Raw genomic sequence first — 22,913 nt, forward strand, 5'->3', positions numbered from 1 at the left:
CAGATTTTCCATTGTGGCAAGTCACCCAGCGAATCGTTTGAACGGGAGGTTGGATGACTCGGGATGGTAATGGACGCATCTTGGCAGAGCGCGCTATCGGCCCCAACAACGCGCCGAAGGCACGCTCATCAAAGGCACGAGCGGCCCGATCGGTTACCGTCAACCTCGCCGAATCTCCGCTCGGGTGGCTATTCTCGCGACAGTTGGTGACGCGCAGGCAGTTCGACGCGGGCGAGCAACTCCGCTCGGACTGGGAGCGAGCGCAGCTCGCGCCCCGGATCACCATGGCTTGGGATGCGGCACCGGTATCCGGGCGTCGCGGCGGGTCAGGCTCCGACGTCGACCTCGGCGGAGCGCAGATCGACGCCAAGCGCCGCTTCCAGTCCGCCATCGATGCTGCTGGCCCCGGCCTGTCCGACATTCTCTGGCGGGTCGTATGTTCCGGCGAAGGTATGCGGGAGGCCGAAAGCGCGCTGGGCTGGCCGGCGCGCGCCGGGAAGCTCGTGCTGACCCTCGCGCTCGACCGCATCGCGGACTATTACCGCATCCGCTAAAATGCGCGGATGAGCGCCGTTACTGCGAACATTCGGACCATTCGAAGGAAGGCAGCGCAATGATTCTCTATGGCTCGACCCCTTCGTTCGCAAGGTTGCGGCCTACATGCACGAGAAGGGCCTCGAATTTGAATTGAAGGGGACCGGCTTTCCTAACCATTCGCCGGAGTTCTGCGAGGCCAGCCCGTTCAAGAAGATGCCGGCCCTGCAAGACGGCGACTATTGCCTCGCGGATTCCAGTGCGATCATCCACTACCTGGAAGCGAAGCACCCGACACCGTCTCTGATCCCGGCCGACCCCCAAGCTCGGGGCAAGGTCGTCTGGTTCGATGAGTTTTCCGACACGATCATGGCCGCCTGCGGGGCCAAGATGTTCTTCAACCGCATCGTCGGCCCGCGCTTCATTGGGATTCCGGGTGACCAGGACGCTGCCGACCTCGCGGAACGCAGCGAACTTCCGCCGATTCTCGATTACATCGAGCGCGTCGCGCCAGAGGGCGACGGCTACCTGGTCGGGGATTCGCTCACCGTCGCGGACATTTCCGTCGCGAGCCCGTTCGTGAACTTGCGGCACCTCAGGACCGAGCTTGATGAAAGCCGTTACCCGAAGACGATCGCCTATGTTCAGCGGATCCTGTCCCGCCCCAGCTTTGCTCCGCTCGTGGAAAGCGAAACCGCCCTTCTCGAGCGTACGGCGGTTCCTGCCGAATAAGAAAACGCCGCGCCCGTAGTTGCGGGCGCGGCGCTTCCTTCAAGACCTCAAGCGTCAGATGTTGCCGCTCGAACCTTCGATGTCGCTTTCGCTGTCCTGCGAGCGCTCCGAGTTGCGTTCGATATCGCTCTGGTTCGACGCTCCGCGACCTTGCTCGGCAAAGCCCGATTCGGGACTTCCGCCTTGCTGCAGATATTCGCCGGAATCCTCGTTCTGGTTGCCGACAAAGCCGCCATCGGGGCTCTGGCCCGACTGTGACTGGGATCCGCCGAGATTCGACTGGTCGCTCTGGCTCAGCGTATCCGTGTCGCTCTGATTGGCCTGACCGGTCGAGCTCTGCCCGCCACTCTGGCCATATTCCTGGTCGCCCTGGTTGCCGAGACCCGGTTCCTGGGAACCGGAGCCGCCCTGCTGACCGGTCGACTGCGGGTTCTGGTTCTGCCCGAACTGCTGCTGGGACTGCTGTCCCTGCTCGTTCTGGTTCTGCTGGCCCAAAGGCTGCTGCTGTCCGCTGCCTTCGTTCTGGTCACGGGTCTGCTCGCGTTCGCCTTCCATGCTCACTCTCCTACTCGCATCGCCCCGCTTGCTCTCGAATGCATAACAGGGGGAGCGGGACAGCCGTTCCGCCAGCCCTGACCGGATTGCGACGAATGGAAAGCGCGAGTGCCCTTTTCTCGACGAACGGATTGAAACCGCAAAGAAAAAGGCCGCCGGATTGCTCCAGCGGCCCAAATTTCCGACGTCGAAAAGAGCTTACTGCTCGTCTTCGGCCGTCTCGGCAGCCTCAGCTTCAGCGGCCGGAGCTTCCTCGGCTTCAGCCTCAGCCTCGGCCGGAGCGGCTTCCGCCTCCTCCGTTGCCGGAGTTTCGGGAGCGAGGTCCTCCGCGGCCGGAGCAGCCTCGTCCTCGAACATCTGGGCAAGGACGTCGACGCCCTGCGCCTGCAGGTCCGCCTCTTCCGGCGAACGCGCGACGTTGACCTTCACGACGACCGAGACTTCCGGATGCAGCGCAACCTTCACCTCGTGAACGCCGATGGTCTTGATCGGACGATCGAGAACGATCTGGCTCTTGACGACCTTGGCACCGTCGGCGTCGAGCGCCTCGACGATGTCGCGGGCCGAAACCGAACCGTACAGCTGGCCCGTGTTCGAAGCCTGGCGGATCAGCTGAACCGTCTTGCCATCGACGCCCTTGGCCGACTTCTCAGCATCGGTGCGACGCTCGGCGTTGTCCGCCTCGATCTTCGCGCGATTAGCCTCGAAGACCTTGCGGTTCGACTCGTTGGCACGGAGCGCCTTCTTGTTCGGCAGCAGATAGTTGCGCGCGAAACCGTTCTTGACGGTGACGACGTCGCCAATGCTGCCGAGCTTTTCGACGCGTTCGAGCAGGATGACTTCCATGTCGTCCTCTCCTTACTTCACGACGTAGGGAAGCAGGCCGATGTGGCGGGCGCGCTTGATCGCCTTCGCCAGCTCACGCTGCTTCTTGGTGGACACCGCGGTGATGCGGCTCGGAACGATCTTGCCACGCTCGGACATGAAGCCCTGAAGCAGGCGGATGTCCTTGTAGTCGATCTTGGGGGCGTCCTTGCCGGAGAACGGGCAGCTCTTGCGGCGGCGGAAAAATGCACGTGCCATGGGTTAGGCCTCCATCTCTTCGCCACGCGGGGCGCGGTCGCCACGGTCGCGGCCGAAGCCGCCGCGGTCACCACGATCACCACGATCGTCGCGCGGGCCACGCTCACGGTCGCGTTCGCCACGGCGCATCATCGCGGACGGACCGCTCTCATGCTCGTCGACGCGAAGGGTGAGGAAACGGATGACGTCCTCGTTGATGTTCGTCTGGCGCTCAAGCTCGGCAATGGCCGGCGCCGGCGCATCGATGTCGAGCGCGACGTAATGGGCCTTGCGGTTCTTAGCGATGCGATAAGCAATGTTGCGGAGACCCCAGTTCTCCGTCCGGACGACCTTACCGCCATTGTCGGTAACGATCTTGGTAGCGTTTTCCGCAAGCGCATCGACCTGGGCCTGAGCCAGATCCTGACGCGCGAGGAAAACATGCTCGTAGAGCGGCATGTTTCAATGCACCTATGTTGGCCGATCGCTGACGTGCCCCAGTGGCACGCCCCTCCGGCTGTCTTCCAAAAAGCACAAGCGCGGAAGGTGACCCTCCGCGCCAGCGGTGGGGCCTATGACGGAACAGCCCCCAAAACGCAAGTCCGGAGCGGAGCCGCCGCCACTCTCGTTCGTTACCGTTCCGGAAGGAGCTCACTATGCGTAAACTTGCAATTGGCGGATCGCTCGCCGTGCTGGCCTTGGCAGGCTGCACCACGTCCGGCGTCGGCACGGGACAGTCGGCGGTCGGCAACGTCGGTGCGACATTCACTTACACTCAAACCGGTGCAACCCGAGGAACAATGGTCGCCAGCCTGACCAATGGGCAGGTGTTCCAGGGTCAATTCTTCCAGGTCACTCAGGAATCCCGGGTCACGGACTTCGGCTCGCTGTGGAATGGATGGGGTCCCGGCTGGGGTTGGGGTCGCGGCTGGGGCGGCCGTCGCTGGGGTTACGGCTGGGGCGGATGGGGCCCCTGGGGTCCGTCCGACGAAACGATCACCCACTACAGCGGCCAGATCCTCGCGAATTTGCAGGGGCCGGGCGGGTTCATGCGATGCAACTTCTCTCTCGCCCGGCCGAGTTCCGGTATGGCCGGCGGCGGCGCAGGTCAGTGTCAGTTGCCGACGGGCGCAATCATCCATGCGCAGTTCCCAACGGCCTACGGCGCCTATTGATTGCGGCGAAGGGCTCCCGATTGCGCCGGGAGCCCTAGTCGTGGCACATCTGAGCCATGGCGACGCAGCTCAAGTCGGTATCACCGACGAACGACCCGCTGGAGAACATGAGCCTCCCCGGATGGCTCTATTACGATCCGGAATTCTTCGAAGCCGAAAAGCGCGCCTTCCTGCGGGCATCGCCGCAAGTCGTCTGTCACGAGAGCGAGATCGCGGAACCGGGCGAGTGGCGCACGCTGGAGTATCTTGGCGAGAGCATCATCGTCATTCGCGGCGACGACCGTCAGATCCGCGCCTTCTCGAATGTGTGCCGCCACCGCGGTTCGCGGCTCGTCGACGGAACCGGTGGCTGCTCGAAGGTTCTGACTTGTCCCTATCACGCGTGGAGCTTTTCACGTGACGGGCGGCTTGTGGGCGTTCCGCACCGGCAGGAATATCCGGGCTTGCAAACGGATCAGCTCAGCCTGTTCCCCGTCTCACTGGAGAACTGGCGCGGGTTCCTGTTCGTCACGCTCGAGCCCGGGGTCCCATCGGTAGCCGAAATCATGGCTCCGTACGAGCAAGAGATCGAGCCGTACCGTTTCGAGGAGCTGCGCCCGCTTCAGCAGGTCAGGCTCCGCCCCCGCGCGCTCAACTGGAAGACGATCTCCGACAATTATTCGGATCACCTGCATATCCCTGTCGGCCATCCCGGCCTGACCCGCCTGTTTGGACGCAGCTACCGGATCGAAGCACAGAATTGGGTCGACAAAATGGAGGGCGACCTCGTCGAAAAAGTCTCGGCCAATCCATCGGAGCGTGTCTATCAGCATCACTTGCCGAGGGTGGATCACCTGCCGGAAAGCCACCAGCGCAAGTGGCTGTATTACAAACTTTTCCCGAACGTCGCGTTCGATATCTACCCGGACCAGGTCGACTTCATGCAGTTCCTGCCGGTCAGTGCCACTGAGAGCGTCATTCGGGAGATCAGCTACGGCCTTCCCGACGACCGCCGCGAGATGAAGGCGGTCCGCTACCTCAACTGGCGCATCAATCGGCGAGTGAACGCCGAGGATACCGAGCTGATCACTCGCGTGCAGCTCGGCATGCAATCGCCCGCCTACGTCGCCGGTCCGCTAGGAACGAGCGAGGTTTGCCTTCGCAGTTTCGCCAAGAAGCTCAGGCGGATGATCCCGGAGGCGCGGCAGGAATCGCCTCCCCCAGAGGGATGGAGCCGCCGCGCGAATTGAGCCGATGCATGACCGCCCGGATCGCAAGACCGGCGGCCAAGAGCACAAGGCACCAGAGGTTCGCTTCGAGACCGACGCCGTAAGCTGCGAATAGGACGAACACGAGCGCGACGCCGACGATCAGCCGGGAACCGGTGTTGGGGTTCGCCTTCCAGGCTGCGAGAGCGCCGACGGCGTAGAGCGGCAGGATCCCCGCTGCCGGCAGCAAGATGATGAAGGTGAAGAGGCTTGCGGTCGCGCGGCTGCTGTTGGCGAGCAAGAGTAGGATCATCAGGATTGCGACGACGACCTGGGCAGCAACCGGCGTTCCTGCGCCATGCGTCCTCGCCAGCGAGGCTGGAAGGTCGCCGCGCAAGGCCAGCGAGTAGGTCAATTCCCCGGTGCCGAGGATCAGTCCGTTGAGGCACCCGAACGCACTCACCGCAATCGTCAGTGCGGCCAGCGATGCGGCGACATTGCCCCACCGGGACACCAGCACATCGGCGTATGGCGCAGGCGAGTTGACGATGACGTTCGCTGGCAGGAGCAGCAGGATGGCGGTCCCCGCCGCCATGTAGAGGACGACGACGAAGACCGTCCCACGGAAGATTGCGCGGGGCAGTGTACGCTCTGCGTCCCGGACCTTGCCCACCGGCGCCGTCGCATTCTCGAACCCCGTGAGCGCGTAGAACGTCAGGGCCGTAGCGGCAGCCACGTTCGCGAAGGTGATCGGCGTTGGTGTAAGCTGTTCGAAGGGAACTGGACCTGACCCGCGCTCCGCAAACAGCCAGACCACTGCCAACAGTGGCAGCACCTTGATCGCCACGGTCAGGATTGACAGGCCGCCTGCTGCGCGAACTCCGAATGCATTCACGATGGTCAGGACGACGACGCAGAGAATGGCCAGCGGCACGACCGACTGACTCGCGTTGAACGGCGCACCGACGAAGGACAATGCGGCTGCGGCGCCCACTGCCAGCGACGCGCCGGCGACCCAGTTCGAAAACCAGAAAGACCAGGCGACGAGGAAAGCGACGGTCGGTCCGAACTCGCGCTCGATGTTGGCCTGGATTCCGTCTCCGCCGAGCCGGGATACCTGTGCAAGAGCTAACGCGATGCAAAGGATGCCGATACCGCTGATCGGCCAGGCCCAAAGGGCATTAGGACCCAGCGGCGCCAGGCTGACCGGGAGCATGAAAATGCCGGCCCCGATGACGGTCCCGACCACCAGGGCCGACGTCATCCAGATGCCCATTTTGCCTTCGTCGCTGTCTGCCATCGTTCTGCTCCCCCGCAGTTTCGATTGACGCGGACGCTACAGACGCAGACTTTCACTCGCGCTCGGACTTGAGCGCCTCATCAGGAGATAGACAGGAACTCCGGTGGCCAGCAGTGCTGCGCCCCACATGGTCGCTTCGGCACCGGCGCCATAGAATGTCCACAAGGCATAGGTGGCGCCGACTAGAGCCGTGAAGGTTACCGCGGCGCCCTTCGCTTTACCCTGCTTGATCAATGCCAGCATCGTCACCGCGCCGGCGAGATAGAGAACGAGAGTGGCCACCGTCGCCAGAAGGACGATGAAGGAGTAAATCTCGATCATTCCGCCGCTCAGGTTGGTGGCAATCAGGGCGACGCTCAGCGTGCAGCCGACCAGTTGGGCATAGACCGGCATGCCCTTGTTGTTCACCCGGGCGAAGAAGCGCGGGAACACGCCCCGCTCCGCCAGCACGAGCAGGACCTCGGCCTGAAGGAACACCCAGCCGTTCAGGGCGCCGAGCGCGCTGATAGCCGCGAAGGCCGCAATGATCTTCCCCGCCTCCGATCCCCAGAAACGGCCAATGAGATCGGCGAGCGGTGCGCTCGACTGCGCTGCGATCTCCGACGGCAGAAGCAAGAAGACCGCAAGCGTGACGAGCACATAGACGACGCCAACGAACAACGTGCCGAACAGGGTCGCGCGAGCGATCGTCCGGCCGGGATCAAGCACACGCCCCGCCGGAATGCATCCGGCCTCGAAGCCCTGCATCGGCCAGAGAGCCAGAGCTGCGGCCCCCGCGATGGCCGCAATGCTGATGGGTGTTGGAGCGATGTTTGCGGCGGTTGCATCGGATCCGTCCCCGGTGCCAAGCACAATCACGGCGACGAAGATTACGGTCAGAAGCGGAATGACCTTGAGGATCGTCGTGACGATCTGGATCGATCCGGACGCCTTGACCCCTCGGAGGGCGATTGCTGTCATCATGATGACCATGCCGATGGCGCAGAGCGGCCCTACGGCCGGCCTGGCGAAGAACTCGGGGGCGAACGGCGACAGGTAACTGATGAGGCCGATGCCGATCCCGGCGTTCGTAACCCATTGCGATATCCAATAAGCCCACATCACGAAGAAGCCCGCCATCGGTCCGAACGCACTGGTGATGTAGTCGTAAGGCCCGCCGGCCTCCGGCATCAGCCGGGCCAGCGACGCGAACACATAGGCGAGGCACAGCGCGCCGCCGATCGTGATCCCCCAGCCGTAAAGCGCATTCCAGCCGAACGGTGCGAGCGCGGCCGGGATCAGGAAGATGCCCGTTCCGATGGTGTTGCCGATGACCAGGGCGAGGCAGGTCCAAAGGCCGATCTGGCGCGGCGGGGCCTTGATCTCGTGAGTCATCGGGGCACAGGTGTTGCAGCTTCACGGCCCCTGTGCAATCGGCGCTGCCTTCGGTCAGAACGGGGCAGAAATGCGCGCATTCCTTTTTCCAGGTCAGGGCAGCCAGGCGGTTGGCATGGGCGACGCGCTCGCCGGCGCGAGCAGGGCAGCGCGCGACGTTCTTGAGGAGGTCGACGAAGCGCTCGGCCAGAACCTTTCGCGGCTGATGCGCGAAGGGCCTGAGGACGAGCTGAAGCTCACCGAGAACGCGCAGCCGGCGATCATGGCGAACTCGATGGCGGTGTTCGCGGCACTGACCAAGGAAGGCAGCGTCGATCTTGCGAAGGCGGCGAATTTCGTCGCCGGGCACAGCCTCGGAGAATATTCCGCACTCTGTGCTGCTGGCGCCTTCGATCTTTCGACAACCGCGAAATTGCTCAAGCTGCGCGGCCAGGCGATGCAGCAGGCGGTTCCAGTCGGCCAGGGCGCAATGGCTGCGCTGCTGGGTGCAGACCTTGAGCTCGCGCGTCGCATTGCGGACGCCGCTGCTCAGGGCGAAGTCTGCACCGTCGCCAACGACAATGACCCGAGCCAGGTCGTCATCTCCGGTCACAAAGGCGCGATCGACCGGGCGATCGAGATCGCGAAGGAGATGGGTGCCAAGCGTGCCATCGCCCTCCCCGTCTCCGCGCCGTTCCATTGCCCATTGATGCAGCCAGCCGCCGACGCGATGCAGGATGCGCTGAGCTATGTGGTGGTGGGCGATCTTGCCGTACCGGTCTTTGCCAACGTCACCGCGCAGGCTGAAAACGATCCGGACACGATCCGCAACCTTCTGGTCGAGCAGGTCACGGGAATGGTCCGTTGGCGCGAAAGCGTACTCAACATGGGCGAGACCGGCGTCGTCGAATTCGTGGAGCTCGGCGGGAAGGTGCTTGGCCCGATGGTCAAGCGCATCCTGCCCGATGCCAAGGTGACAAGCGTCGTGTCGATCGAAGATATCGAAGCGCTCGCGAAGGAGATTGCATGATGTTCGACCTGACCGGCATGACCGCGCTGGTGACCGGCGCTTCGGGTGGCCTCGGCAGCTCCATCGCCAAGGCCCTTTCGGCGCAAGGTGCGCGCCTCGCGGTGTCGGGCAGCAATGTCGAGAAGCTTGAGAGTTTTCGAGCCAGTCTCGGTGGCGATCACGTCGCCCTACCTTGCAATCTTTCGGACGGCGCGGCGGTCGACCAGCTCGTACCGCAGGCGGTAGAAGCGCTCGGAAAGCTCGACATCCTCGTCAACAATGCCGGCGTGACCAAAGACAATCTCCTCATGCGGATGAAGGACGAGGAGTTCGAGGACGTGATCCGCATCAACCTCGAAGCAGCGTTCCGCCTGATGCGTGCAGCCGCCAAGCCGATGATGAAGGCCCGCTTCGGACGGATCATCTCGATCACTTCGGTCGTCGGAGTGACCGGCAACCCGGGTCAGGCAAACTATGTCGCATCCAAGGCCGGCCTGATCGGAATGACGAAATCCGTGGCCCAGGAACTCGCCAGCCGGGGCATCACCGTGAACGCAATCGCCCCGGGGTTCATGACGTCCGCGATGACCGACGCGCTCAACGACCAGCAACGTGAGGGCATCCTGTCTCGCATTCCGTTGGGCGCGATGGGGACGGGTGACGATATCGGCGCCGCAGTGGTCTATCTCGCGTCCAAGGAAGCCGGATATGTCACGGGCCAGACTCTGAACGTGAACGGCGGGATGGTCATGCTTTGATGGACGGCGCGGCGAACTGAAATCGCCGCGACGATCAGGGGCGGCGCCAGTCCGAGCGGTATCAGTGTCCATTCGCCCACCTGCCGCGCCACCAACGGCGTGAACCAGGCGAACAGCATCAGGCTTTTCTCCCACGACAAATAACCGTTGGCCCGGCCATGCCTCCACAGCCAGGCCAAAGCGGGGAGAAGCACGACTGCGTCGTAATCCAGCACGTAGGGCGTCGACAGCAACGTCGCGGCGCAGACGAGCGCATTGCGTAGATCCGCGTCTGCCTTGCGGCACGTCAGGACGACCACTGCGGTGATTGAAGCGATGGTCGCGGCCAACTGCACAGCATAGCTCATCGTTAGGCCGCCACCCCACATCCTTACGGTCGCGAAGGGGCTCATGATCTTATGCCAGCCGGTCACGCCCTGCTCGATCACGACTGCGCGGGTCAGTGGAAGGCTGTCAAAGAAGGCCTGCCAGACGGGCAGCCCCCACACGAGCAGAGTTGCCGCGACCAGAATTGCCGCCGACAGGAAGGCCCCTGCGATCGCCCGCCAGTTGCGGTCGGCCAAGAGCAGCGCCGGGATGATCAGGGCAAGCTGCGGCTTGTAGATCAGGCAGCCAAAGAGGATCCCAGCAAGGAACGGTCGCCGGTCCATCAACGCCAGGCCTCCGCCCAGCAGAAGTGCGGTCAGGAAGCCGTTGTGACCATGAGTGAGGCAGATGAGCGCCACTGGCGCGCCGAGCGTGAGCAACAGCGTCTCCCGGCGTGGCAGCAGCCGCCATATCATCACCGTCAGCGGCGCAAGTGTCGAAATCTGCCAGGCGATCAGCGCCGGCACGTACGGAAGCGTCGCCAGCGCCGTGGCAATCAGCAGGAACGGTGGCGGATAATGCCACCCGAACACATCTACCTCCTCGCGTCCGTGAACGGCCCGCTGAACCGCGAAGTGTTCAGGCCAGGACCAAACGAACGGCGCCTTGCCATCGAGCACCATGCGGCCGGCTGTCCAGACGTTCGAGAAGTCGGTTCCAGGCGGCCGACCGAGGGCGTCGAGCGTTCCGTCCGCCGTCGCAAAGAGCCAGACAATACAAAGGATTGAGATAGCCAAAGTGACGGTCGAGACGGCGCGCACTCGCTCCGCCGAAACCACTCGGCCGCTTGCCAGCAATTCCACGCAACGCAACTCCGGCTCAATACATCCGAAACCGAGCGGCCGATCCTTAGAGGAACAATCCTTGTCGTTCCCTAAACGCCACCTATATCGCCCTCGAAATCAACATTTCGGCTGCCTGGTTCGGGGGCCGAGAGGGGCTTTGAAGAGAGGGACTAGATATGGCCAAAGTCATTGGCATCGACTTGGGCACGACCAACAGCTGCGTTGCTGTCATGGAAGGCGGCAAGCCCAAGGTCATCGAGAATAGCGAAGGCGCGCGCACGACCCCGTCGGTCGTCGCGTTCACCAAGGAAGGTGAGCGCCTCGTTGGACAGCCTGCGAAGCGACAGGCGGTCACAAATCCGGACAACACGATTTTCGCGGTGAAGCGCCTGATCGGCCGCCGCTTCGACGATCCGATCACCAAGAAGGATACGGAGCTCGTCCCCTACAAGATCGTCAAGGGCAACAATGGCGACGCATGGGTCCAGGCCGGCGGCAAGGATTATTCCCCGTCGCAGGTTTCCGCCTTCATTCTGCAGAAGATGAAGGAAACCGCCGAGGCGTATCTTGGCGAGACCGTCACCCAGGCGGTCATCACCGTTCCCGCATACTTCAACGACGCGCAGCGGCAGGCGACCAAGGACGCCGGCCAGATCGCGGGCCTTGAAGTGCTGCGTATCATCAACGAGCCGACCGCGGCCGCGCTCGCCTATGGCCTCGAGAAGGAAGAGGGCAAGACGATTGCCGTCTACGATCTCGGCGGCGGCACGTTCGACGTCTCGGTCCTCGAGATCGGCGACGGCGTGTTCGAGGTGAAGTCGACCAACGGCGACACCTTCCTCGGCGGCGAAGATTTCGACGCTCGCATCGTCAATTTCCTGGCGGACAAGTTCAAGCAGAAGGAAAATATCGACCTTCGCACCGACCGCCTCGCTCTGCAGCGCCTCAAGGAAGCTGCCGAGAAGGCGAAGATCGAGCTGTCCTCGGCCCAGACGACCGAGATCAACCAGCCGTTCATCACGGCCCGCATGGAAGGCGGCGCAACGACCCCGCTCCACCTCGTGGAGACGATCACCCGCGCCGATCTCGAAAAGCTGGTCGACGACCTCATCCAGCGCACCATCGAACCGTGCAAGAAGGCGCTCAAGGACGCCGGGCTCGACGCCAAGGATATCGCGGACGTCGTTCTCGTTGGCGGTATGACCCGCATGCCGCGCGTGCGTGAGAAGGTGAAGGAATTCTTCGGCCGCGAACCGCACACCGGCGTGAACCCGGACGAAGTCGTCGCCATGGGCGCGGCGATCCAGGCCGGCGTCCTTCAGGGCGACGTCAAGGACGTGCTCCTGCTCGACGTGACCCCGCTGTCGCTGGGCATCGAGACGCTGGGCGGCGTGTTCACTCGCATGATCGACCGCAACACGACGATCCCAACCAAGAAGTCGCAGACTTTCTCGACCGCCGAGGACAATCAGAACGCGGTGACCATCCGCGTTTTCCAGGGCGAGCGCGAAATGGCTGCCGACAACAAGGTGCTCGGCCAGTTCGACCTGGTCGGAATTCCGCCTGCTCCGCGCGGCGTGCCGCAGATCGAGGTCACGTTCGACATCGACGCCAACGGCATCGTGCACGTGACGGCGAAGGACAAGGGCACCGGTAAGGAACAGCAGATTCGCATCCAGGCGTCTGGTGGCCTGTCGGATTCCGACATCGAGAAGATGGTTCAGGAAGCCGAGCAGTTCGCCGAGGACGACAAGAAGCGTCGCGGTGCGGCCGAGGCCAAGAACCAGGCCGAAAGCCTCATCCACTCGACTGAGCAGCAGCTCAAGGAGCATGGCGACAAGGTCGACGAGGCTACACGGACCGAAATCGAGACTGCGCTCGCCGAAGCCAAGACTGCGGTTGAAGGCGGCGATGCCGACCAGATGACGCAGAAGACGCAGGCGCTCGCGCAGGCGGCGATGAAGCTCGGCGAGGCCATGTACAAGGCCCAGCAGGAGCAGGCCGGTACCGCCACCGGTGAAGCCGGTGCGGAAGGCACTTCGTCGCAGCCCGACGAAGACGTCGTCGATGCGGAATTCTCCGAGGTCGACGACGAGAACAAGGGCTAAGGGCGATGCCGGCTGTGACCCAGCCGGCGTCAGCCGCGCGTACCGGGGGCGTGTAAGTGGTGGATCAGGATTATTACGACGTTCTTGGCGTGCAGCGTGGCGCGGACCCTGAGACGATCAAGGCCGCCTATCGCAAGCTCGCCAAGGAGCATCATCCTGATCGCCACAACGGCTGCGCGGACCGGGAAGCGCATTTCAAGGCGATCAACGAAGCCTATGATTGCCTGAAGGACCCACAAAAGCGCGCCGCCTACGACCGGTTCGGAAAAGCGGCGTTCCAGAACGGTGGCGGTGGCGATCCGTTCGGGGGTGCCGGCGGGTTCGAAAGCTTCTCCGACATCTTCTCGTCGATCTTCGGAGAGTTTGCAGACCGCGCGGGCGGGCAGCAAAACCCGGCGCGCGGCGCGGACCTTCGCTACGATCTGGAAATGTCGCTGGAGGACGCGTTTGGCGGCACTGAAGCCACGATCTCCATCGAAGCGATGGCCCAGTGCGAAAACTGCGAGGGCCGCGGCTGCAATTCCGAAGATTGCGCGAGGACCTGCAACACCTGCGGCGGTCACGGCCGGGTTCGTGCTCAGCAAGGCTTCTTCATGGTCGAGCGGGGCTGCCCCAACTGCCGTGGCAGCGGCCAGGTGATCGCCGATCCGTGCCACAATTGCGAAGGCGAAGGCCGCGCGCTCAAGCGCCGCAAGCTGACCGTCAACATCCCGGCCGGCGTCGACGAAGGCACTCGCATCCGTGTTGCCGGTGAAGGTGAAGCGGGTGTGCGCAATGCGCCCGGCGGCGATCTCTACATCTTCGTCCACATGAAGCGCCACCCGGTCTACGCCCGCGAAGGCACAACTTTGATCGCGGAATGCCCGGTGACCTTCACGACAGCGGCCCTCGGGGGAGCCATCGACCTGCCCGGCATCGACGGCAAGACGATCGAACTCAAGATCCCCGCCGGCATCCAGTCCGGCGAGCAGCTTCGTCAGCGCGGAGCAGGTATGAGCGTTCTTAACGGACGTGGACGCGGCGATTTGGTCGCGCGCGTGCTGGTCGAGACCCCGACACGGCTCAACTCCAAGCAGAAGAAGATCCTCGAGGAGTTCCGCGAGACCGAAACCGGCGACGAATGCCCCGCTTCGAAGGGCTTCTTCAGCCGGATCCGCGACATGCTCTAGAGGATTTCGGGCAACCGCCTCGACAGGATCCCCAAGGTATAGGGCTTCTGAATTACCGGACGGTCGATGAGGCGGTCTGGAAGCCGTGCCTGCTCGCCATAGCCTGTCGCAAAGAGGAACGGGATTTCCAACGTTGCCAACCGATCGGCAATGGAAAAGCTGGTCGTGTCACCGAGATTGATGTCGAGGACCGCGATGTCCGGCCGCTCGAGTTCGATCGCCGCGATCGCTCCGGGAACCGTCGCCTCTGTCGCCACCTTCTTCGCACCCAGGCGGCGAAGGACATCCTCGGCGTCGAGTGCGATGATCAGGCTGTCTTCCACCAGGAGCACGGATTTACCGGCAATCAACTGCGGGTCGAAGTCTGTCGACGTGATTGCAATATCCGGATGCGGAGCGCGGACCCTCGTCTCGCCATTCTCTTCTGGCTTAACGACATGCTTGGCCGGAATCACGAAACGGGCGCGGAAGCCCTCGGGCGGAAATTGGATCTCCGCGCTTCCGCCCAGATCATAGGATACGCTGTGCTGGATGATCGTCGATCCAAACCCCTTTCGGGTTGGTTCGACCACCGGAGGTCCACCGACCTCAACCCAGTCGATGACAAGCGAGTTCGCTTTGTCGCGCGCCCAGCTCACATTCACGTCACCGTTGTCGCTGAGGCTTCCATACTTGGCGCTGTTGGTGACGAGTTCGTGAATAACGAGCGCCATCGAAGAATAGGCCTGAGGGTTGAGCTGAGCCGGCTCACCCTCCAGGTGGATGCGCTGCTTCTTGTCGCTGACAAATGCGGCGACTTCCGCATCGAATAATGCGCGGAGCGGCGCAGGGCCCCAGCGATCATCAGTGATCTGATTATGTGCTCGCGCAAGGGCATGGATGCGCTGATCAATGGTCTTCGCGAAGTCCTCGATATTGCCTTCAAGGCCGGGCCGCGACTGGCGGATGAGCCCACGTATCAACGATAGAATGTTCCGAACGCGGTGATTCAGCTCCGCAATCAACAGCTCCTGCCGCTCGTTTGCCTCACGGCGATGCACGCTGGCCTCGTCGGCCATTCGCAGCACGACCTCGAGCAAGGTTGCCCGAAGTGTCTCAGCCACCCGGAGCTCCGGCGTCGTGAACTTGTTCGACCGGCCGCGAACCAGCTCCTTCCACTCTTCGAAGCTTTCGCGCGGCGTCAGGCGCGGACCGTTCGGACCGAACTCGACCGGCTTGTGCGGGTCGCCGGCCCAGCGCACCGACCGCACCTTTTCCTGCCGGAACAGGACGACATAATCCCTCGGCGACCGGCTGATCGGGATGGCGAGCATTCCCGCTGCCTGGTCCATGTAGCGCTCGGCGTCGGGCACCAGGTCGCCGATGTGGTCGGTGGCGTAGATCTTTTGCGCGGCGGCGCCGTTCAGCGCATTGATGATGTCCGCGAACCCCCGCGTATCGGGGGTCGATCCGGCGAACGCGTAATTGCCGTTGAGCCAGATGCCGACGCCGTCGGCCGGGATCGCCTCGTTCATGATGTCGTTGAGGATCATCGGATCGCCAAGCAGGGACTCGTCCGAGGCGATGATGCTCAGCAGGCGATCGGAGATGTCCCGTGCGCGATGTTCATATTCGACCATCGCCTTCCGCTCGCGAGACTCGATCCGCATCGCGAACATCTGGGCGAACAGCTCGGCGACCGAACGCCGCTCGAAGCTGGGGCAGCGCGGGCTGTAGTGGTGACACGCCACCAAGCCCCACAACTCACCCTCGACGATGATCGAAATCGACATGGACGCGCGCACGCCCATGTTTCGCAGATATTCGATGTGGATCGGTGAGACGGTTCGGAGGACCGACAATGAGAGGTCGAGCGGCTCCTTGCGCTCGTTGAGCGCAGGCACGATCGGGACCGGCTCGCTGTCGATGTCGGTGATCACGCGCAGCAAGTTGCGCTTGTAGAGCTCGCGCGCCTGCTTCGGGATGTCGCTGGCCGGGTAATGCAGGCCGAGAAAGCTGCCAATGCCAGGCTTGGCCGTTTCCGCGACCACCGCACCGGACCCAGTCTCGTCGAACTGGTAGACCATCACCCGGTCGAAGCCTGTCAGGGCGCGGACCTGCCGTGCGCCTTCGTTGAAGAAACGTTCGATCGTCGGTGCGTTGTCGAGACGCGCGATCATCCCCCGGACGGTACCCGTGGCGTCGCCATAGGCATGATCGCTCGACGGCTCGCCCTCGATGATGATCAGTCCCTCGATCATATGGACGGCGACGTCGAACAAACGGCTTTCGGGGAATAGGCTGCAGCGGAAGATGCGTTCGGACGCGTCCGGGCTGCGCAGAAGCGACAGCCGGTTGCGGATGGCGTGGATTGCGTCCGGCGACAGCAGGGTCGATGCCGGCTTGCCGATGACATCCTTCGGCTCGCGGTCGAAGAAGTCGGCAAAATTCGCGGAGACCCGTGAAACCATCCAGTCGCTGCTCAGTGCAAGCAGGAACCCGATCGGCTGGATCGCTCCGATGAAGTGGATCGGTTCCCGGTCGCAATTCGTCAGGTCGACCGCTTGCGACGGGTCAGTCCGGTTGGTGCTCAAATTGACGCCCTTGCCTACAAATTCTCGAAACAGGCGAAGGTGTTAAGCGCACTGACCCCGGCCCGATGAAGAACAACGCTGCCGTAGAGATTCCGTTCAAGTTCCGCAACGAAAGCCGCCCAAGACCCCTTGGGTGACGGGCTAAGGAAGCTTTTCGGCAGGTGCTCTCCGACATCCTTCCGGAGCACCGCGCCCCCCAGCCGCGAGCCTTCGAGGACGTAGAGTCCGCCCCAGATGGAGGCTTCGTCAGCGTAGTCCGGAGCGCGTGCGCGAGTTGGCAAGGGCCGGCTCAAAGCGGCGAGATCAGCCCTGAGGGCATCGGAGCGCCGGCGCTGCGGCCAGTCCTGAAGCAGTCTGGCCGCACCCGCTTTCTCCAGCGCCTCCTCGATCGGAAGGAAGGCGGCCGCCTGCGCCGCCAGAAAATCCGCGTAGGAGCGGTCATCCGACAGATCGAATGCGGAGAAAAGTGCGTCTACCCGGTCATGGGCCGGCCTGGTGATGGAACGCAGATACGAACGCGCGCTCAATCGCTGGCGCCTCCAAAGACGCGGGAGAAGATCGTGTCGACTTCCTTCAGGTGGTAATCGAGGTTGAAGAGGCCTTCCAACTGTTCGGAAGTCAGCTTCGCAGTGACGTCCGGGTCGTCCTTGAGGAGCTGGAGCAGCGAAAGCTGTCCGTCGGACTCCCAGACCTTCATCGCGTTGCGCTGGACGAGCGAATAGGAGTCCTCGCGGCTCATGCCGGCCTGGGTGAGCGCCAGCAGCACGCGCTGCGAATGGATCAGCCCGCCCATGCGATTGAGGTTCTTTTCCATCCGCTCGGGATAGACGAGCAGTTTGTCGACCACGCCAGTCAGCCGCGCCAGGGCAAAATCCAGCGTGATCGTCGCGTCAGGACCGATGAAGCGCTCGACCGAAGAATGCGAGATGTCCCGCTCGTGCCAGAGCGCCACATTCTCCATCGCCGGAACGACGGCGCTGCGGACGACGCGCGCGAGGCCGGTAAGATTCTCGGTGAGCACCGGGTTCCGCTTGTGCGGCATCGCCGAGCTGCCCTTCTGGCCGGGCGAGAAATATTCCTCCGCTTCGAGCACCTCGGTGCGCTGGAGATGGCGGATCTCGGTTGCCAGCCGCTCGATCGAGGACGCGATCACGCCCAAGGTCGCGAAGAACATGGCGTGACGGTCGCGCGGGATCACCTGGGTCGAAATGGGCTCCGGCGTCAGGCCCAGCTCCTTGGCGACATGGGCTTCGATCTCCGGCCGGACATTGGCAAACGTCCCTACGGCTCCCGAAATCGCACAGGTCGCGACGTCATCGCGCGCAGCGACCAGGCGAGCGCGGCTGCGATCGAACTCGGCATAGGCCTGCGCCAGCTTCAGCCCGAACGTGGTCGGTTCGGCATGGATGCCATGGCTACGGCCGATGGTCGGCGTCAGTTTATGCTCGAACGCACGCGTCTTCAGCGCCTCGAGCAATTTGTCGAGATCGGCGATCAGCAGGTCCGCGGCCTGTTTCAGCTGCACCGCGAGGGCCGTGTCCAGAACGTCGGAGCTCGTCATACCCTGGTGCAGCCAGCGCCGCTCCGGCCCGAGCTTCTCGCCGGCCCAGGTGAGGAAGGCGATCACGTCATGCTTGGTAACCGCTTCGATCGCGTCGATGGCGGGAACGTCGATCTCGCCGAGAACGTCACTGTCGTACGCCTTGCGGATCGTCGCGGCATCCTCGGCCGCGATCATCCCCACCTGCCCCATCGCCTCCGCCGCAAACACTTCGATCGCGAACCAGATGCGATAGCGGTTTTCGGCCGACCAGATGGCCGTCATCTCGGGGCGGGAATAGCGGGGAACCATGCGCCGGGCGGCTAGCAGGGATGCCGCGATGCATCAAATCGCATTCGGACGAGGAACGCGGGATGTTTAGGGCCGTTTCCGAAAGAGCGTCTGGAGGACCCCGTATCATGACTCGTCAAGCCACGCTTTTTCGTATGGTCCTGCCGGATCACACATGCCCGTACGGTGTTCGTGCCAAGGAGATGCTCGAAGCGTGCGGGTTCCAGGTGGACGATCGCATCCTGAGGAGCCGCGAGGAGGTGGAAACCTTCAAGGCTGAGAACAACCTGGCCACTACCCCATTCATTCTGATCGACGACCAACCGATCGGCGGAACAGAAGAGCTGGAGCGCTACCTCGCGACGACCTGATCGGAAGTCACATCAGGCCCATCGTCCGCAAGCTCGACTGTCCCCGGGTCCCGACGATCACATGATCGTGCACCGTGACCTTCATGTGCCGTCCCGCCTCCATCAGCTCTCTGGTCAACTTGATATCGGCCTGGCTTGGCGTCGGATCGCCGCTGGGGTGATTGTGGACGATGATGATCGCGGTTGCTCCGTGAGCCATTGCCCGCTTCATGACCTCGCGTACGTGCATCGAGGCCTCGTCGACCGATCCGCGCCACATCGCCTCGTTGGCAATCAGGATGTTCTTGGCGTTGAGAAAAAGGACTCGCACCTCTTCCACCGGCGAATGGGCCATCGCCGCTCGCAGATAGTCCTGCAACGCGTCCCAGCTCGACAGGACCGGCCGGTCTTCGAGGCGAGCCTCTAGAAGGCGATGCGCGGTCGCCTCCGCGATCTTGAGGGCGGCAACGACGCCGTCGCTCAGTCCCTCCCGCTTCAGGCTCTCGGGATCGGCAGAAAGCAAAGGCCCGATGCCGCCGAATTGCGCGATCAGCGCTTTCGCCTGCGCCTTGGTGTCGCGGCGCGGGATGGCAAGCGCCAACAAATATTCGACGAGCTCGTGATCCAGCAGGGCCTTCGGCCCGCCGTCGAACAGGCGCTGGCGAAGGCGGGCGCGGTGCCCTGACGCGTTACCCGGAACATACTCCATCCCGCACCGACGCTAGGCGACAAAGGTCACCGCTTGCAACGCCGGGTTCATGTCGCCAACGGAACGGGGCCGTAGCGGGAGGGTTTCTAAGAGCCGATGGCAGCAATGCGGAGCGATGACGGCGATTCTCCCGGCGGCACACGTGTCGAGCGCCGGCGCGGCTGGCGCCGGGTCGCCGCGATCGCCCTCGCCGCTTTCCTCGTCCTGCTGACGATCGCGGTCGCCGGCGTCTGGATTGCCCGCAAGCCGATCGCGACCGAAGTTCTCGAGGACCAGTTCGAGAAGCGCGGCGTCAAGGCGACCTATCACCTCGACCGCGTAGGACTACGCACCGAGCAGGTTAGCAACCTCGTCATTGGCGATCCCAAGAACCCGGATCTCACCGCCCGCTTCGCGCAGATCCAGGTACGCTGGACGCTAACCGGGAGCGTCAGCGTCTATCGCATCGTCGCACGCGGCGTCCGCCTGCGGGGCAAGGTCGTCAACGGCAAGGTCGATTGGGGCGATGTCAGCAAGATGCTGCCGGCGCCGAGCGGAGAGCCGTTCGCACTTCCCAACGTCGTGCTCGATATCGCGGACAGCAGCATCGCTCTCCAAACTCCGATGGGCCCGGTGGGGTTCGCGTTGGCGGGAACCGGCAACTTGACGGGCGGCTTCAAGGGCAATGTCGCGGCGATCAGTCCACGGATCGACATGGGCAAGTGCAGCCTCGACGGCATGCGCGCCTACACCGCGGTTCGGGTGGTCGCCCGCCGGCCTCATGTCGAAGGGCCCTTCGTGGCCGAACGGTTCACTTGCCCCAGCAGTAACCTGCTGATGCAGCGGCCCCGCTTCGAATTGAAAAGCATCTTCAGCGAGAGTTTCACCGCCTTCGACGGCAGTGCCCGCGTGACGACGCAAAGCATCGTTGCCGGCGCGAATGGACTCGCGGCGATGACCGGCAACGTCACTTTCACGGGTACGCCTACCGCCGCTTACGGAAAGATCGATGCGTCCGCCCAGCGTTCGCGGCTCGGGCCCATTTATGCCGACCGCACCCGGATTGATGGCAAATATCTGATCGGCGCCTCCGCCGGCACGCTGTCACTGGTGTCCAACTATTCCGCCGATGGCGCCGCGCTTGATCGTTCGGTTCTGGCAAGTGTCGTCGACCCGCTGGCCGCGGCCAAGGACACACCGATCGGTCCGATTGCAGTCTCGATCAGCAACGGCATCGCCAAGGCGTCACAGTCGTTCAACGCGTCGGGCTCGATTCGGATGGTGAACTATCCCGGCGGAGGTGCCGCCCGCATCGAGACCGCGAACGTCCAGGCTCCGACAGGCGCCCGCGCTCAGGTCTCCGGCGGTGACGGAGTCACATATTACTGGCCGTCGGGACGCCTGCGCATCGATGGTCTGATCAAGATGGCCGGTGGCGGCCTTCCCGACGGCCAGGTGCTCCTGCGCCAGCCACGCAGCGGGGCACCGATGACCGGCATGGCGCGCTTCGCCCCCTACCAGGCGGGGGCATCGCGGCTCGCGCTCGATCCGATCCGGTTCCAGGCCAGCGCCAGCGGGGCCACCGATTTCAGCACCGTTGCGCTTCTCGACGGACCGTTCCCCGACGGCCGGGTCCAGGCCTTCCGCCTGCCGCTCAACGGGACGCTTGGCCCAGCGGGGGCGTTCACTGTCGGCCGCGGCTGCATCGTTACCAGCTGGCGGCTGTTCCGAATGCGGGAAATCGAGTTTGGGCCGACGAGGCTGCCCGTCTGCGCGATCGGCGCGGCGATCGTTTCCCAGCCCGCAGAAGGCGACCTGCGCATCGCAGCAAGACTCAGTAAGCCACAGCTCGCGGGGCGGCTGGGCAAGTCCCCGCTTCAGCTCCGGGCCGACACTGCCCAAATCATCGGCCAGCAGTTCTCGGCCGCCGATCTGGGCGTCCGCATCGGCCGGTCCGAGGCGCCATTCGCGTTCGACGCGGCCAACCTCAAGGGGACGTTCGGCGGCAGCGGGATCAGCGGCACCTTCGCCGGCGGCCGCTCGACGATCGGGACGGTGCCGCTGGTGCTGAGCGACGCGGATGGCAAATGGCGCTTCTTCAAGAACGACCTGACAGTCAGCGGCGCCCTCAACCTCTCGGATCGGGATCCGACCCCGCGTTTCTACACCCTACGAAGCAACGACTTCCGCGTGACCTTGTCCGGAGACGACATCCGTGCCGGCGGAACCCTGGTGCATCCGGACAGCGGGACGAAGGTCACCGACGTCACCATTCGCCACTCGCTCGCCAGCGATAGCGGCCAGGCCGTTCTCGATGTTCCCGGGATCGCCTTCAACGAAGGCCTGCAGCCGGAAGAGCTGACACGGCTGACGGAAGGCGTGATCGCCCTCGTTCAGGGCACGGTTCGCGGTCGCGGCGAGATCAACTGGAATGGCGACGGCAAGGTCACCTCGACCGGCGAATTCTCCACCGCGAACATGGACCTCGCCGCTCCCTTCGGGCCAGTCACCGGCCTGTCCACGACGGGGCATTTCACCGACCTGCTGGGTCTCGTCACCGCCCCGGGCCAGACCGCGACGGTGGCGACGGTCAACCCGGGTATCCTCGTGGAGAACGGGGTCATCAAATACCAGCTGCTGCCCGACCAGCTAGTGAAGGTCGAGCGCGGCGAATGGCCGTTCATGGGCGGCCGCCTCATCCTTCATGAAACGATTCTCAACTTCGGCCGGCCCAGTCCGAAGCGCCTGACGTTCGAGGTCGAAGGCTTCGACGCCAAGCAGTTCATCGACAGCTTCGGGTTCGAAGGGATCACCATCACCGGAACCTTCGACGGCGTGCTGCCGATGATTTTCGACGAGAACGGCGGTCGGGTTGTCGGCGGCCGGCTGCATTCGCGGCCGCCGGGCGGGGACTTCACCTACAATGGGACCAAGCCCGACGCGGGCATCGCGGTCGGCCTGGCCTTCGACCTGCTGAGCAACCTGAAGTATCACGAAATGACGATCCGCCTCGATGGCGATCTTGCCGGCGAATTTGCTTCGAGGTTCGAGATTGGCGAGGTGTCGCTTGGCAACCGCGGTGGCTTTGCTGCCGGTCTCGTTCGCAACGCCTTCAAGAAGGTGCCGCTGAAGGTGAATCTCAGCGTCCACGGGCCGTTCCGCGCGCTGATCCAGATGGCCAAGGGCTTCAAGGACCCGAAAGACGTCATCGCGCCGGTACTCCCTTTCCCGCTCGATACGCCCGGCCTCGCGACCGAGACCCGCGTCATCCGCAAGGAAGAAGAGCAGCAATCCAATGTCCCACCGATCAAGGACCAGGTGGATGTGTCTACAACCCCAGAGCCAAGCGAGTGAGCCGATGATGAAATACCGGAGATC

Annotated in this window: 21 protein-coding genes; 10 read left to right on the forward strand and 11 right to left on the reverse strand. The window is 63.6% G+C overall.

Going from position 1 to position 22,913, the window contains the following annotated elements; genetic code table 11:
* Positions 1–53 precede the first annotated feature (53 nt).
* Positions 54–554: a DUF6456 domain-containing protein gene (locus ABD928_RS02785; protein ID WP_398286219.1), complete on the forward strand. Its 501-nt coding sequence runs from the start codon at positions 54–56 to the stop codon at positions 552–554.
* Between the two features lie 22 nt (positions 555–576).
* A complete protein-coding gene (locus ABD928_RS02790) occupies positions 577–1,266 on the forward strand; it encodes a glutathione S-transferase family protein (protein ID WP_425569733.1) in 690 nt (229 codons plus the stop codon).
* A gap of 54 nt (positions 1,267–1,320) precedes the next feature.
* Here the strand turns inward: ABD928_RS02790 and ABD928_RS02795 are convergent, their stop codons facing one another.
* The 4 genes from ABD928_RS02795 to rpsF form a co-directional block, all read right to left on the reverse strand.
* The gene (locus tag ABD928_RS02795) at positions 1,321–1,821 is read right to left on the reverse strand and encodes a hypothetical protein (protein WP_187714347.1); all 501 of its coding nucleotides are present in this window, start codon (positions 1,819–1,821) and stop codon (positions 1,321–1,323) included.
* A gap of 198 nt (positions 1,822–2,019) precedes the next feature.
* Complete coding sequence (gene rplI / locus ABD928_RS02800; protein ID WP_187714348.1) at positions 2,020–2,667, reverse strand: 50S ribosomal protein L9; 648 nt, start codon at positions 2,665–2,667, stop codon at positions 2,020–2,022.
* Between the two features lie 12 nt (positions 2,668–2,679).
* The gene (gene rpsR, locus ABD928_RS02805; RefSeq protein ID WP_187714349.1) at positions 2,680–2,904 is read right to left on the reverse strand and encodes a 30S ribosomal protein S18; all 225 of its coding nucleotides are present in this window, start codon (positions 2,902–2,904) and stop codon (positions 2,680–2,682) included.
* A 3-nt stretch (positions 2,905–2,907) separates the two neighbouring features.
* Positions 2,908–3,342, reverse strand: a complete 435-nt coding sequence (gene rpsF / locus ABD928_RS02810) for a 30S ribosomal protein S6 (protein ID WP_187714350.1) — start codon at positions 3,340–3,342, stop codon at positions 2,908–2,910.
* Positions 3,343–3,539: 197 nt separating this feature from the next.
* On the opposite strand from rpsF, the gene ABD928_RS02815 reads away from it, so the two are divergent.
* Positions 3,540–4,058, forward strand: a complete 519-nt coding sequence (locus tag ABD928_RS02815; RefSeq protein WP_345165882.1) for a hypothetical protein — start codon at positions 3,540–3,542, stop codon at positions 4,056–4,058.
* 56 nt (positions 4,059–4,114) lie between these two features.
* Positions 4,115–5,287: an aromatic ring-hydroxylating oxygenase subunit alpha gene (locus ABD928_RS02820; RefSeq protein WP_187714351.1), complete on the forward strand. Its 1,173-nt coding sequence runs from the start codon at positions 4,115–4,117 to the stop codon at positions 5,285–5,287.
* On the opposite strand, the gene ABD928_RS02825 is transcribed toward ABD928_RS02820, so the two are convergent.
* Both ABD928_RS02825 and ABD928_RS02830 read right to left on the reverse strand, forming a co-directional pair.
* On the reverse strand, positions 5,217–6,545 hold the full coding sequence (locus ABD928_RS02825) for an APC family permease (protein ID WP_187714352.1): 1,329 nt from the start codon (positions 6,543–6,545) through the stop codon (positions 5,217–5,219). The two genes, ABD928_RS02820 and ABD928_RS02825, sit on opposite strands and share 71 nt — an antisense overlap.
* A gap of 36 nt (positions 6,546–6,581) precedes the next feature.
* Entirely contained in the window at positions 6,582–7,919 is a 1,338-nt protein-coding gene (locus ABD928_RS02830; protein ID WP_187714353.1) for an APC family permease, read from the reverse strand.
* A 70-nt stretch (positions 7,920–7,989) separates the two neighbouring features.
* Here ABD928_RS02830 and fabD point away from each other — a divergent pair, with 70 nt between their 5' ends.
* Both fabD and fabG read left to right on the forward strand, forming a co-directional pair.
* Positions 7,990–8,928, forward strand: a complete 939-nt coding sequence (fabD, locus tag ABD928_RS02835) for an ACP S-malonyltransferase (RefSeq protein ID WP_345165886.1) — start codon at positions 7,990–7,992, stop codon at positions 8,926–8,928.
* The gene (gene fabG, locus ABD928_RS02840) at positions 8,928–9,665 is read left to right on the forward strand and encodes a 3-oxoacyl-[acyl-carrier-protein] reductase (RefSeq protein ID WP_187715906.1); all 738 of its coding nucleotides are present in this window, start codon (positions 8,928–8,930) and stop codon (positions 9,663–9,665) included. The genes fabD and fabG overlap by 1 nt, the downstream gene beginning before the upstream one ends.
* Here the strand turns inward: fabG and ABD928_RS02845 are convergent.
* Positions 9,590–10,834 carry a glycosyltransferase family 87 protein gene (locus tag ABD928_RS02845; protein WP_345165889.1) on the reverse strand — a complete coding sequence of 415 codons (1,245 nt, stop codon included), beginning with the start codon at positions 10,832–10,834 and terminating at the stop codon, positions 9,590–9,592. The two genes, fabG and ABD928_RS02845, sit on opposite strands and share 76 nt — an antisense overlap.
* Before the next feature lie 158 nt (positions 10,835–10,992).
* Here ABD928_RS02845 and dnaK point away from each other — a divergent pair, with 158 nt between their 5' ends.
* Positions 10,993–12,924, forward strand: a complete 1,932-nt coding sequence (gene dnaK, locus ABD928_RS02850) for a molecular chaperone DnaK (RefSeq protein WP_187714354.1) — start codon at positions 10,993–10,995, stop codon at positions 12,922–12,924.
* Positions 12,925–12,980: 56 nt separating this feature from the next.
* Entirely contained in the window at positions 12,981–14,093 is a 1,113-nt protein-coding gene (dnaJ, locus tag ABD928_RS02855; protein ID WP_345165893.1) for a molecular chaperone DnaJ, read from the forward strand.
* Here the strand turns inward: dnaJ and ABD928_RS02860 are convergent.
* From ABD928_RS02860 to purB, 3 genes are read right to left on the reverse strand one after another with little or no spacing between them, the layout of a single operon-like run.
* A complete protein-coding gene (locus ABD928_RS02860) occupies positions 14,090–16,666 on the reverse strand; it encodes an HWE histidine kinase domain-containing protein (protein WP_345165896.1) in 2,577 nt (858 codons plus the stop codon). The two genes, dnaJ and ABD928_RS02860, sit on opposite strands and share 4 nt — an antisense overlap.
* 14 nt (positions 16,667–16,680) lie before the next feature.
* Positions 16,681–17,193 carry a biliverdin-producing heme oxygenase gene (locus ABD928_RS02865; RefSeq protein WP_345165899.1) on the reverse strand — a complete coding sequence of 171 codons (513 nt, stop codon included), beginning with the start codon at positions 17,191–17,193 and terminating at the stop codon, positions 16,681–16,683.
* Positions 17,190–18,518 carry an adenylosuccinate lyase gene (purB, locus tag ABD928_RS02870; protein ID WP_187714356.1) on the reverse strand — a complete coding sequence of 443 codons (1,329 nt, stop codon included), beginning with the start codon at positions 18,516–18,518 and terminating at the stop codon, positions 17,190–17,192. Before purB ends, ABD928_RS02865 begins: the two co-directional genes overlap by 4 nt.
* A gap of 107 nt (positions 18,519–18,625) precedes the next feature.
* Between purB and ABD928_RS02875 the strand changes: the two genes are divergently transcribed.
* A complete protein-coding gene (locus ABD928_RS02875; protein WP_223276258.1) occupies positions 18,626–18,868 on the forward strand; it encodes a glutaredoxin family protein in 243 nt (80 codons plus the stop codon).
* A 7-nt stretch (positions 18,869–18,875) separates the two neighbouring features.
* Here ABD928_RS02875 and radC read toward each other — a convergent pair whose 3' ends face one another.
* Positions 18,876–19,556: a RadC family protein gene (gene radC / locus ABD928_RS02880; protein ID WP_187714357.1), complete on the reverse strand. Its 681-nt coding sequence runs from the start codon at positions 19,554–19,556 to the stop codon at positions 18,876–18,878.
* 105 nt (positions 19,557–19,661) lie between these two features.
* Between radC and ABD928_RS02885 the strand changes: the two genes are divergently transcribed.
* Positions 19,662–22,889, forward strand: coding sequence for an intermembrane phospholipid transport protein YdbH family protein (locus tag ABD928_RS02885; protein WP_345165906.1), 3,228 nt, complete (start codon positions 19,662–19,664; stop codon positions 22,887–22,889).
* The last annotated feature ends 24 nt before the right edge of the window (positions 22,890–22,913 follow it).

It is taken from the genome of Sphingomonas daechungensis (assembly GCF_039543105.1).
In the GTDB taxonomy this organism is placed as follows: Bacteria; Pseudomonadota; Alphaproteobacteria; order Sphingomonadales; family Sphingomonadaceae; genus Sphingomicrobium; species Sphingomicrobium daechungense.

Bases quoted from the DNA above. Each gene is read 5' to 3' on its own strand.
- ABD928_RS02785 (WP_398286219.1), top strand. From the start codon at position 54: ATGACTCGGGATGGTAATGGACGCATCTTGGCAGAGCGCGCTATCGGC.
- ABD928_RS02795 (WP_187714347.1), bottom strand. From the start codon at position 1,821: ATGGAAGGCGAACGCGAGCAGACCCGTGACCAGAACGAAGGCAGCGGA.
- rplI (WP_187714348.1), bottom strand. From the start codon at position 2,667: ATGGAAGTCATCCTGCTCGAACGCGTCGAAAAGCTCGGCAGCATTGGC.
- rpsR (WP_187714349.1), bottom strand. From the start codon at position 2,904: ATGGCACGTGCATTTTTCCGCCGCCGCAAGAGCTGCCCGTTCTCCGGC.
- rpsF (WP_187714350.1), bottom strand. From the start codon at position 3,342: ATGCCGCTCTACGAGCATGTTTTCCTCGCGCGTCAGGATCTGGCTCAG.
- ABD928_RS02815 (WP_345165882.1), top strand. From the start codon at position 3,540: ATGCGTAAACTTGCAATTGGCGGATCGCTCGCCGTGCTGGCCTTGGCA.
- ABD928_RS02820 (WP_187714351.1), top strand. From the start codon at position 4,115: ATGGCGACGCAGCTCAAGTCGGTATCACCGACGAACGACCCGCTGGAG.
- ABD928_RS02825 (WP_187714352.1), bottom strand. From the start codon at position 6,545: ATGGCAGACAGCGACGAAGGCAAAATGGGCATCTGGATGACGTCGGCC.
- ABD928_RS02830 (WP_187714353.1), bottom strand. From the start codon at position 7,919: ATGACTCACGAGATCAAGGCCCCGCCGCGCCAGATCGGCCTTTGGACC.
- fabD (WP_345165886.1), top strand. From the start codon at position 7,990: ATGCGCGCATTCCTTTTTCCAGGTCAGGGCAGCCAGGCGGTTGGCATG.
- fabG (WP_187715906.1), top strand. From the start codon at position 8,928: ATGTTCGACCTGACCGGCATGACCGCGCTGGTGACCGGCGCTTCGGGT.
- dnaK (WP_187714354.1), top strand. From the start codon at position 10,993: ATGGCCAAAGTCATTGGCATCGACTTGGGCACGACCAACAGCTGCGTT.
- purB (WP_187714356.1), bottom strand. From the start codon at position 18,518: ATGGTTCCCCGCTATTCCCGCCCCGAGATGACGGCCATCTGGTCGGCC.
- ABD928_RS02875 (WP_223276258.1), top strand. From the start codon at position 18,626: ATGACTCGTCAAGCCACGCTTTTTCGTATGGTCCTGCCGGATCACACA.
- radC (WP_187714357.1), bottom strand. From the start codon at position 19,556: ATGGAGTATGTTCCGGGTAACGCGTCAGGGCACCGCGCCCGCCTTCGC.
- ABD928_RS02885 (WP_345165906.1), top strand. From the start codon at position 19,662: ATGCGGAGCGATGACGGCGATTCTCCCGGCGGCACACGTGTCGAGCGC.